9 protein-coding genes and 2 tRNA genes are annotated in these 9,314 nt (G+C 67.8%); 6 read left to right on the forward strand and 5 right to left on the reverse strand.

What is annotated here, in order from left to right; all coding sequences use genetic code 11:
* Window positions 1-8: 8 nt before the first annotated feature.
* Window positions 9-344, reverse strand: coding sequence for a VOC family protein (locus ACFWNN_RS41325; protein WP_382445440.1), 336 nt, complete (start codon window positions 342-344; stop codon window positions 9-11).
* The gene (locus tag ACFWNN_RS41330) at window positions 341-640 is read right to left on the reverse strand and encodes a winged helix-turn-helix transcriptional regulator (protein ID WP_382445441.1); all 300 of its coding nucleotides are present in this window, start codon (window positions 638-640) and stop codon (window positions 341-343) included. The genes ACFWNN_RS41325 and ACFWNN_RS41330 overlap by 4 nt, the downstream gene beginning before the upstream one ends.
* 57 nt (window positions 641-697) lie before the next feature.
* Between ACFWNN_RS41330 and ACFWNN_RS41335 the strand changes: the two genes are divergently transcribed.
* Window positions 698-1,246, forward strand: a complete 549-nt coding sequence (locus ACFWNN_RS41335) for an NAD(P)-dependent oxidoreductase (RefSeq protein ID WP_382445442.1) — start codon at window positions 698-700, stop codon at window positions 1,244-1,246.
* Between the two features lie 50 nt (window positions 1,247-1,296).
* On the opposite strand, the gene ACFWNN_RS41340 is transcribed toward ACFWNN_RS41335, so the two are convergent.
* Window positions 1,297-1,367, reverse strand: a tRNA-Gly gene (locus tag ACFWNN_RS41340).
* A gap of 62 nt (window positions 1,368-1,429) precedes the next feature.
* Between ACFWNN_RS41340 and ACFWNN_RS41345 the strand changes: the two genes are divergently transcribed.
* A tRNA-Pro gene (locus ACFWNN_RS41345) sits at window positions 1,430-1,503 on the forward strand.
* Window positions 1,504-1,566: 63 nt separating this feature from the next.
* On the opposite strand, the gene ACFWNN_RS41350 is transcribed toward ACFWNN_RS41345, so the two are convergent.
* Entirely contained in the window at window positions 1,567-2,328 is a 762-nt protein-coding gene (locus ACFWNN_RS41350; RefSeq protein WP_382445443.1) for an alpha/beta hydrolase family protein, read from the reverse strand.
* A gap of 19 nt (window positions 2,329-2,347) precedes the next feature.
* On the opposite strand from ACFWNN_RS41350, the gene ACFWNN_RS41355 reads away from it, so the two are divergent.
* Window positions 2,348-4,117, forward strand: a complete 1,770-nt coding sequence (locus tag ACFWNN_RS41355; protein WP_382445444.1) for a hypothetical protein — start codon at window positions 2,348-2,350, stop codon at window positions 4,115-4,117.
* A gap of 35 nt (window positions 4,118-4,152) precedes the next feature.
* On the opposite strand, the gene ACFWNN_RS41360 is transcribed toward ACFWNN_RS41355, so the two are convergent.
* Complete coding sequence (locus ACFWNN_RS41360; RefSeq protein WP_382445445.1) at window positions 4,153-5,091, reverse strand: ABC transporter substrate-binding protein; 939 nt, start codon at window positions 5,089-5,091, stop codon at window positions 4,153-4,155.
* A gap of 298 nt (window positions 5,092-5,389) precedes the next feature.
* On the opposite strand from ACFWNN_RS41360, the gene ACFWNN_RS41365 reads away from it, so the two are divergent.
* Genes ACFWNN_RS41365 through ACFWNN_RS41375 form a run of 3 tightly spaced genes read left to right on the forward strand, consistent with a single transcriptional unit; the run spans window position 5,390 to window position 9,260 of the window.
* The gene (locus tag ACFWNN_RS41365; protein ID WP_382445446.1) at window positions 5,390-6,352 is read left to right on the forward strand and encodes a glycine betaine/L-proline ABC transporter ATP-binding protein; all 963 of its coding nucleotides are present in this window, start codon (window positions 5,390-5,392) and stop codon (window positions 6,350-6,352) included.
* A gap of 1 nt (window position 6,353) precedes the next feature.
* Complete coding sequence (locus ACFWNN_RS41370) at window positions 6,354-8,291, forward strand: ABC transporter permease (RefSeq protein WP_382445447.1); 1,938 nt, start codon at window positions 6,354-6,356, stop codon at window positions 8,289-8,291.
* Window positions 8,292-8,303: 12 nt separating this feature from the next.
* Complete coding sequence (locus ACFWNN_RS41375) at window positions 8,304-9,260, forward strand: ABC transporter substrate-binding protein (protein WP_382445448.1); 957 nt, start codon at window positions 8,304-8,306, stop codon at window positions 9,258-9,260.
* Window positions 9,261-9,314: the final 54 nt, after the last annotated feature.

Below are 9,314 nucleotides of genomic sequence, written 5' to 3' on the forward strand. Positions count from 1 at the left end.
TAGCCGGCTCAGCGCACGAAGCAGAACTCGTTGCCCTCGGGGTCGCGCATGACCTGGAAGCTGCCCTTCTCGTCGGTGTGCACGACACCGTCCCGTGTGGCTCCGAGGCTCACCGCCCTGACCACGGCGGCCTCGATGTCGTCGACCTCGAAGTCGAGGTGGAAGCGGTTCTTCACGTCCTTGCGCTCCGGCACGGGCTGGAACGACATCCGCACCCCGCCGGGCGGCTCGACGTGCGCCCACCCGTGCTCGCGCTCGACCGGCTCACCTCCGAGCAGTTCGGCCCAGAACCGCACCAGCCGCGCCGGGTCGTTGCTGTCGAGCACGATCTGTTCGAGCCTCACGTCACCACCACGTTCTCTCGTGCCCAGTCACAACACAGGTCGAGCAGCCCGAGCACCTTGCGCCCCTGCTCCGTCAGCTCGTACTCGACCCGAGGCGGGTTCTCCTCGAACACCTCCCGCGAAACCGTGCCGTCCCGCTCCATCGCCCGCAACGTCTCGGCGAGCACCTTGGCCGTCACCCCGGGCATCCCGCCCCGCAGTTCCCCGAACCGCCGCCGCCCGCCTTCGAGCCCCCGCAGCACGTGCGCGGTCCACCGACCACCGATCTGGTACGGCAGGTCATGAGTGCATCGCACCTGCTCACCCCCGATATCGTTGCGGAAACCGGCCACCCCGACCCTACCTTCGCGCTCATGACGAAGATCGTTGTTTTCGGTGCCTCCGGCAAAGCGGGCCACCAGATCGCCACCCTCGCGCAGACCCGAGGCCACGAGGTCACCCGCATCGGCCGCACCCCGGGCCTCACCGCGGAGGCGGCCGCGGGCCACGACGTGGCCGTGAGCTCAGTCGTCGACCTCGCCCGCGACCCGGCCGACTTCTACCGCGAGGCGGCCCACGCCCTGACCACGTCCGGCGTCGGCCGCATCATCGTGGTCGGCATCTACACGCTCCTGGAGACGTCGCCGGGCGTGCGCGTGATCGACAGCCCGGACTTCCCGGCCGAGCACCGCCCGTTCTGCCTGGGCCACGCCGCCGGCGTCGAGGTCCTGGCCGCCTCCACCACCGACTGGCTGGTGATGAGCCCGGCGGGCAACTTCGGCGGCACCCCCACGGGCCGCTACCGCCTGAGCGGAGTCGACCCGTCCGACGCGCTGACCTACGAGGACTTCGCACTGGCCGTGGTGGACGAGATCGAGTCACCGACCCACCGCCACACCCAGATCGGCGTCGCCTCCGCGTGACCCACCTCACGAGAAAGGGCCGAGCGCGTCAGCACTCGGCCCTTCGTCAGAGCGGGCGACGGGAATCGAACCCGCGTAGCTAGTTTGGAAGACTAGGGCTCTACCATTGAGCTACGCCCGCTTTGCGGCCCTGTGCGGGGCTGCGATCACTACCTTAGCGGGTGGCGGTAAGCTACGTACAACCGGGGCGTGGCGCAGTTTGGTAGCGCACCCGCTTTGGGAGCGGGGGGTCGCAGGTTCAAATCCTGTCGCCCCGACGGTGGACGAAAGCCTCTCGACAAGAGCACGTGGTCGAGGGGCTTTCGGCTTTCCGGGGCCGTTCACCTGACCAGGTAGCGGCTGGCCCAGGCCGTCAGCACCTTCGCCACGTAGTCGGCGTCCGCGCGGTTCGTCAGCAGGTGGTCGGCGCCGTCCAGCGACACGAACGACTTCGGGTGGCGGGCCAGGTCGAAGATGATCCGCGCGTTGTCGATGCCGACGGTGTCGTCCTGCGGCGAGTGCATGACCAGCAGGGCGCGGTCGAGGCCGGAGATGCAGGCCGTCTGGTTCTGCTTGCCGATGTCGAGCAGGAAGTCGTTGCTGATCCGGAACGTGCGGCCGGCCAGCACCACCTCGGCCACGCCCTCCTCGGCGATCCGCTCCTTGGACGAGCCGAGGAGGTGTTCGAGGTGGGCGGTGTCGGCCGGGGCGCCGATGGTGACGACGGCCTTCACCTCCGGGACGCGGTGGGCGGCGGCCAGGACGGCGGCGCCGCCGAGGGAGTGTCCGATGAGGACGCTCGGGGCGCCGATGGTGTCGCGGAGGTGGTTTGCGGCGCAGACGAGGTCGTCGACGTTGGACGTGAAGGTGGTGTTGGCGAAGTCGCCGCCGGACTGGCCCAGGCCGGTGAAGTCGAAGCGGAGGACGGCCACGCCTCGTTCGGCGAGGCTGCGGGCTGTGCGGGTGGCGGCCACCGAGTCCTTGCCGCAGGTGAAGCAGTGGGCGAAGACCGCTGTCGCCGTCACGTCGCCCGGCGGCAGTTCCAGTTTGCCTGCCAGGGGCTGGCCGTCGAGGCCCGCGAAGACCGCTTTCCGGTTGTCCATGACCTCTATGGTGCGTCAGGTGCGCTATCAGTACCTGGACGACCGGTTGCGGCAGGCCTTCGACGACGCCGGGCTCGATCGCGGGCAGCGCGCGTTGTTGCAGGGGGTGTTGCGGGCGCTCGATCCCGACGCGCACCTGGGGGAGCACGTCGCCGGGCTCAACAGCGCGTTTCTGGCGGTGACGCGGGCCAAGACGGCGTTGGAGAGTCACGCGGCCGAGGACCAGCCGCGGTGGAACCTGTTGCGGCGGGTCATCGCCACGTCGATCGCGTGCATGGACGCCGCCAAGCCCGCCTACGCGCACGGTGGTGGGCTGGAGTTGGCGCGGGCGCGGCGGGTGCTGGTGAAGGTCGACGCGGAGATCGCCGCCGACGGGCAGAAGGTCGACCCCCAGGTGACGGCGGCGGCCGCGGCCAAGCTCGATCCCAAGGCGTTGCGCAAGGCCGTGCAGAAGTGGATCGGTCCACTGTGGAGCGGGGTCGAGCTGCCGTTGCGGGCGCGGATGGTCGCCGAGGTGGCGGTGGTCGTGGCGGTGCACGGGCGGGACGGGCGGCAGTTGCGCGCGGATCTGTTGCGGTGGTTGAAGAAGCGCGGTGACGATCTCGGTGACGTGTTGTGGCCGCCGCGGCGCAAGCACGTGGTGGCGCTCGTGGTGCGGGGTGCGCGGGTGCTGCGGCACCTCGACGAGCTGTTGCCCCAGGCGCGGCAGGAACCGTTGCACCGCAACAGGTTGCCGAAGGACGACTTCCTGAAGGACGCCGTCACCGGGTCGTCGGTGCTGGTGCGGGTGCCGGTCGAGGCGGCGGACGTGCACACGGCGGCGTTGAAGGGGCGCAGGGTGCTCAGCGAGGTGCTCGACCAGTACGCGGCGGGGGAGCGGCTGACCGAGCTCGACATCGCGCCGGTGTGGCAGGTCAGCGGGCCCGGTGGGCGGGTCACGCGCGGCGCCGAGCACCAGCGGACGGTCGGCAACGCCTATCCGCTCACCGCGTACTGGCCGGAGGAGTTGCGCAGCGCGATGCGGGTGGCGAACCTCGCCCGGCAGGTCGACGCGCCGATGGCCAGTGCCGGGCTCGCGTGGAGTGCGCTGGAGGCGACGGGGCTCGATCCGAGCAAGATCCCGTGGCTGGCCAAGGCCTGTGCGCTGCAGATGCTGCGGCAGCACCTCATCAGCCTGCACGTCGTCGTCACCAACCACGACACCGAGCTGCGCAAGCCGTTGGACGCGCACGTGCCGACGACCGGGGTGAAGCACCACCTGAAGTCGGTGGACGCGTGGCTGGAGGTGCTCATCGTGCACAACCGCCCGAACGAACACCTCGAAGCTGCCCAAAAGGCCATCACCGCGCTCGCGGAGAGCGAGGGCGGGCTGGTGCAGGACCTCACGGAGCTGTGGCGGGCCCGGCTCGCGGACTCGAAGGTGCTCGCCGGGTGGCTCACCGAGCAGGAGGACACGGCGGCCGCGCTGCTGGAGTGGCTCTACGTGACGAGGAACCTGGCGTTCCACGCCGGACGGTTCGCCTCGCCCGCCGACACGCTCACCGCGCACGCCGGGCAGGCCGTCGCGGACCTGACGCTCGAGTTCCTCGGAAACTGGCGGACTGTGGAAAGAAGGAGCCAGCCGCAGCAGAGCCGGCAGGAGACCTCCGCTGTGGAGATCTACCGCCGGCTCGCGCAACGGGAGGATCAGCTGGTGGCCCGGCTCAAGCGAGCGGGGTCCGTCCGCAGGCTCAGCGTCGAGGACATCTCCGGCCCCGATGAGAAGTGGTGGTCCCGCGGCAGGAGTTGACCGGCGTCGTCGCGGTCAACAAGTACAGCCGGAAGTTACGGCTTGGCCTTGGTGAGCCAGTCCTCGACGCGGTCGGGGTTGGCCTCGACCCAGCGCTTCGCCGCCTCGTCCGGCGACATCTTGTACTTCGCGATGAACGACGCGACCGTGTCCTGCTCGTCGTTGCTCCACTGGAAGTTCTGGACCAGCCGGGCAGCGGGGTTGCGCTTGTCCATGAACTTCTTGGAGGCGATCTTGTCGAGCTCGTAGCGCGGGTAGTCGCAGGCCACCTTCGCGGCGTCGGCGTCGCAGCCGGCCGCGTACTCGGGCAGGTCGACCTTGACCAGTTCGATGTCGAGGTGCAGCCACTGCGGCTCGAAGAAGTAGCCGATCAGCGGCGTCTTCTTCTCCTCCGCCTGCCGGAACGCCTTGATCGACGCCTGCTCGCTGCCCGCGTAGACGACCTTGTAGTTGAGGTTCAGGTTCTTGACCAGGGCCTCGTCGTTGGTCACGAACGACGGGTCGCCGTCGAGCACCTGGCCCTTGCCGTCGGACTGGGGCGTCTTGAACTTGTCCGCGTACTTGTTGAGGTTCTGCCAGTTCGTGATGTCCGGGAACTCTTTCTTCATCCACGGTGGCACGTACCAGCCGATCACGCCCTTGTTGCCGGTGGGGCCGACCCGGACGGCGGTGCGCTTCTCGTCGATGTACTTCTGCTTCAGGTCCTCGTGACCCCAGTTCTCCAGGATCACGTCGATCTCGCCTGAGTCGAGGCCCTGCCAGGCGGTCTGTTCGTCGACCTCCTTCTTCGTCACCTTGCAGCCCAGCCGCTTCTCGGCGAGGTACGCGACGACCGCCGCGTTGGCCTCGTAGCCGACCCAGGGGTTGACCGCGATGGTGATGGAGTCGCAGGGCTCGGTGGGTGCTGCCGAGCTGGAGCGCGGTGACGCCGTTGATCCGCTGCCACAACCGGCAATTGTCAACACGAACGTCATTGCCAGAGCGATTCTGGGGGCTTGCACGAACAGCTCCTCATCGGGGGGAGAGGGCGGTGCAGAAGACCGCTCAGTTCAGCTTTTCCCCTTCGATCAGACGGCGTCAAGTCATGGGATGATCCGCTGTCCACAAGGGATCAGATTTGTATCAGACCTTGACCGTACTCGTGCGAAGGTCGATGCTGTCGCGCATCGAGAAACGGTGTGCGCAGTCCGCAACAGGTCGGAGTGGTTTGGCGTGGATCCCGTGATTTCGGTCAGGGACCTGTGGAAGGTGTTTGGCCCCAACGCAGCCCAAGTGGTGGCCTCGGACGAGCTCAAAGCGCTGTCACGGCAGGAGCTGATGGACCGCACCGGTTCCGTCGCCGCTGTGCGAGGAGTCGACTTCGACGTCGCTCCCGGCGAGATGTTCGTGGTCATGGGACTGTCCGGCTCAGGCAAGTCCACACTGGTCAGATGCCTGACGCGGTTGGTGGAGCCCACCGCGGGCACGATCACGTTCGAAGGCGAGAACATTCTCGAAGCGGACGCGAAACGCCTGCGCGACCTGCGCAGGAACAAGTTCTCCATGGTCTTCCAGCACTTCGGTCTGCTTCCGCACCGGACGGTGACGGACAACGTCGGTTACGGCCTGGAAATCCGAGGGGTACCGAGGGCGAAACGCGGAGAGCGGTCACAGGAGGTAATCGACCTCGTGGGACTGTCCGGATATGAGAAGTCCTATCCGGATCAACTCTCCGGCGGTATGCAGCAACGCGTCGGCCTCGCGCGCGCACTCGCGGGCGACCCCGACGTTCTGTTCTTCGACGAACCATTCTCGGCGCTCGACCCGCTGATCCGCCGGGACATGCAGTCCGAGGTGATCAGGCTGCACCGCGAGGTCGGCAAGACGATGGTCTTCATCACCCACGACCTGAGCGAGGCGCTCAAGCTCGGCGACCGCATCCTGATCATGCGCGACGGCAAGGTCGTGCAGGTCGGCACCGGTGACGAGCTCGTCGGCGCGCCCGCGGACGACTACGTGCGCGACTTCGTGAAGGACGTGCCGCGCTCGAACGTGCTGACGCTCAAGTGGATCATGCGGCCGCCGCGTCCCGACGACGACCTGGACGGGCCGGAGCTCGCGCCGGAAACCGTTGTGCGAGAGGCGGTGCGCAGCGTGCTGAGCGCCGACAAGCCCGTGAAGGTCGTGCGGGACGGCGAACTGCTCGGTGTGGTCGCGGACGAGGAGATCCTCAGGGTCGTGGCCGGGGAGGCGTGACATGGTTGCCGTGGCCGCCCCTGGGCAACAACCGCGCCTGCTCCAGTACCGCAAGTCGCTGATCTTCGGCGGGATCATCCTCGCCTGGCTCGTGCTGTGGGTCCTGCTCCGCAACGTCGGCACGCTGTCGCTCGGCGCCGCCGACCTCACCCCGCTGCACCGGTGGGTCAACGACGTCAACGACGCCGTGGGCGCGTCCAGGAACTCCAACCCGGTGTTCCTCTACTTCTTCAACGAGATCCGGCTCGTCATCGACGAGTTCGTGACGTTCATCCAGGCCCTGATCGCGCAGCCGTCGTTCGGCCGGCCCGTGCCGGTGATCGGCTGGCTCGGCGTGGTCGCGATCGCCGGGTTCGTGAGCCTCGTGGTCGCCGGCTGGCGGGTCGCGCTGCTGGCCGTCGCGGGCTTCGTGTTCCTGGGGCTGCAGGGTTTGTGGCAGGAGAGCATGGACACGCTCTCGCTGACGCTCGCCGCCGTCGTGATCTCGTTGCTGATAGGCATTCCGCTGGGGATCTGGGCGGGGCTGTCCGATCGGGCCAACAAGGTCCTGACGCCGGTGCTCGACTTCATGCAGACGATGCCGACGTTCGTGTACCTGGCGCCGCTGACGTTGTTCTTCCTGATCGGTCCCGCCAGCGCGACGATCGCGACGCTGATCTACGCGGCGCCGCCCGCGATCCGGATCACCGCGCACGCCATCCGCTCGGTGCCGCGCAACACCGTCGAGGCGAGTGAGTCCCTTGGCGCGACGCGGAAGCAGACGCTCGTGAAGGTGCTGCTGCCGTCCGCGCGCAAGACCATCGTGCTCGGTGTCAACCAGACGATCATGGCCGCGCTGTCCATGGTCACGATCGCCGCCCTGATCGACGCGCCGGGCCTCGGCAAGACCGTCGTGAAGGCGCTGCAGACGCTCGACGTCGGCACGGCGTTCAACGCCGGTCTCGCGATCGTGGTGCTGGCGATCGTGCTGGACCGCGTCACGACGGCCGCGACCGAACGCCGCAAGCTGCCGCGCTGGGCGCTCTTCGGCGGGCTCGGCGTCACGGGTGTGTGCGTGTACCTCTCGTACACCTACCTGTGGGCGGCGGAGTTCCAGTCGGACGTGGAGATCGGCAGCTCGATCAACAAGGGCGCGGCCGCGGTGACGGAGTGGGCGCAGGACTCGCTTCCGGTGCTCACCAACGGTTTCAAGGACTTCGTCACGTTCGCGTTGATCAACCCGCTGCAGGCGCTGCTGGCCGAGTCGCCGTGGTTCCTGGTGGCGCTGGTGATCGTCGCGGTGTCGTTCATGATCGGCGGTGTGCGGCCGGCGGTGATCTCGGCGGTGTGCGTCGCGCTGCTGATCGCGACGGGCCTGTGGCAGGACTCGATGATCACGCTGGCGTCCACGCTGGTCGCCACGATCATGGTGATGCTGCTGGGGATCGTCGTCGGTGTCTGGATGGGACGCAGCAGGCGGGCCGACCGGTTCATCCGGCCGGTGCTCGACGCCGCGCAGGTGATGCCGGCTTTTGTCTACCTGGTGCCCTTCCTGGCGTTGTTCTCCGCGTCGCGGTTCACCGCGATCATCGCGGCCGTGGTGTTCGCGGCCCCGGTGGCGATCAAGATCATCGCGGACGGGATCCGCGCGGTGTCGCCCGCGACGGTCGAGGCGTCGACGGCGCTCGGATCCAGTTCGTGGCAGACGATCGTGAAGGTGCAGCTGCCCATGGCGCGCGGGGCGTTGACGCTCGCCGCCAACCAGGGGCTGATCTACGTGCTCTCGATGGTCGTCGTCGGCGGTCTCGTCGGCGCCGGCGCGCTCGGTTACGACGTCGTGGCCGGGTTCTCGCAGGGCCAGTTGTACGGCAAGGGGCTCGCGGCCGGTCTCGCGATCGTCGTGCTGGGCGTGATGCTCGACCGCCTCACCCAGGCGGCCGCCAAGCGGTGGACCAACTAGGAGGTCTGGAAAGTGGCAAGGCACAGCGTGCTGGGAGCGGTGCTCGTCGGGGCACTCGCTTTGGCTGGTTGCGGTGGCGCCAAGGTCGGTGACACCTCCTCGGGTGCGACCGGCGACTGCGGCACGTTCAACCTCGCGATCAACCCGTGGGTCGGTTACGAGGCGAACGCGGCCGTGCTCGCGTACGTGGCCGAGAAGGAGCTGGGCTGCAAGGTCACCAAGAAGGAGCTCAAGGAAGAGGTGGCCTGGCAGGGCTTCGGCACCGGCGAGGTCGACGCCGTCGTCGAGAACTGGGGTCACGACGACCTCCGCAAGAAGTACATCGACGAGCAGAAGACCGCCGTCAGCGCGGGGTCCACCGGCGTGAAGGGCCAGATCGGCTGGTACGTGCCGCCGTGGCTCGCCAAGGAGCACCCCGACGTTCTCGACTGGAACAACCTCAACAAGTACGCCGACCAGTTCAAGACGTCCGAGTCCGGCGACAAGGGCCAGCTGCTCGACGGCGACCCGTCGTTCGTGACCAACGACGAGGCTCTGGTGAAGAACCTGAACCTCAACTACAAGGTCGTCTACGGCGGCAGCGAGACCGCGTTGATCCAGGCCTTCCGCCAGGCGGAGAAGGACAAGAAGTGGGTCATCGGCTACTTCTACTCGCCGCAGTGGCTGCTGAACGAGGTCAAGCTGGAGAAGGTGAAGCTGCCCGCGTACGCCGCGGGTTGTGACGCCGACGCCGAGAAGGTCGCCTGCGACTACCCCGACTACGACCTCGACAAGATCGTGTCGAAGAAGTTCGCCGACGCCAACGGCCCGGCCGCTCAGCTGGTCAAGAACTTCAAGTGGACCAACGAGGACCAGAACACCGTGGCGAAGTTCATCGCCGAGGACAAGATGAAGCCCGAGGACGCCGCCAAGAAGTGGGCCGAGGCCAACGCCGACAAGGTCAAGGCGTGGCTGCCGGCCAAGAGCTGACGCTCTCAGCCTGAAACGCCGCAGGGGGTGTGGTTCCTGGACCAGGAACCACAC

Origin of the sequence: Lentzea sp. NPDC058450 (genome assembly GCF_042721395.1) — a bacterium.
Taxonomy (GTDB): domain Bacteria; phylum Actinomycetota; class Actinomycetes; order Mycobacteriales; family Pseudonocardiaceae; genus Lentzea.

Coding starts and splice junctions, on each gene's coding strand:
- ACFWNN_RS41360 (WP_382445445.1), bottom strand. CDS start 5,091: ATGACGTTCGTGTTGACAATTGCCGGTTGTGGCAGCGGATCAACGGCG.
- ACFWNN_RS41350 (WP_382445443.1), bottom strand. CDS start 2,328: ATGGACAACCGGAAAGCGGTCTTCGCGGGCCTCGACGGCCAGCCCCTG.
- ACFWNN_RS41370 (WP_382445447.1), top strand. CDS start 6,354: ATGGTTGCCGTGGCCGCCCCTGGGCAACAACCGCGCCTGCTCCAGTAC.
- ACFWNN_RS41335 (WP_382445442.1), top strand. CDS start 698: ATGACGAAGATCGTTGTTTTCGGTGCCTCCGGCAAAGCGGGCCACCAG.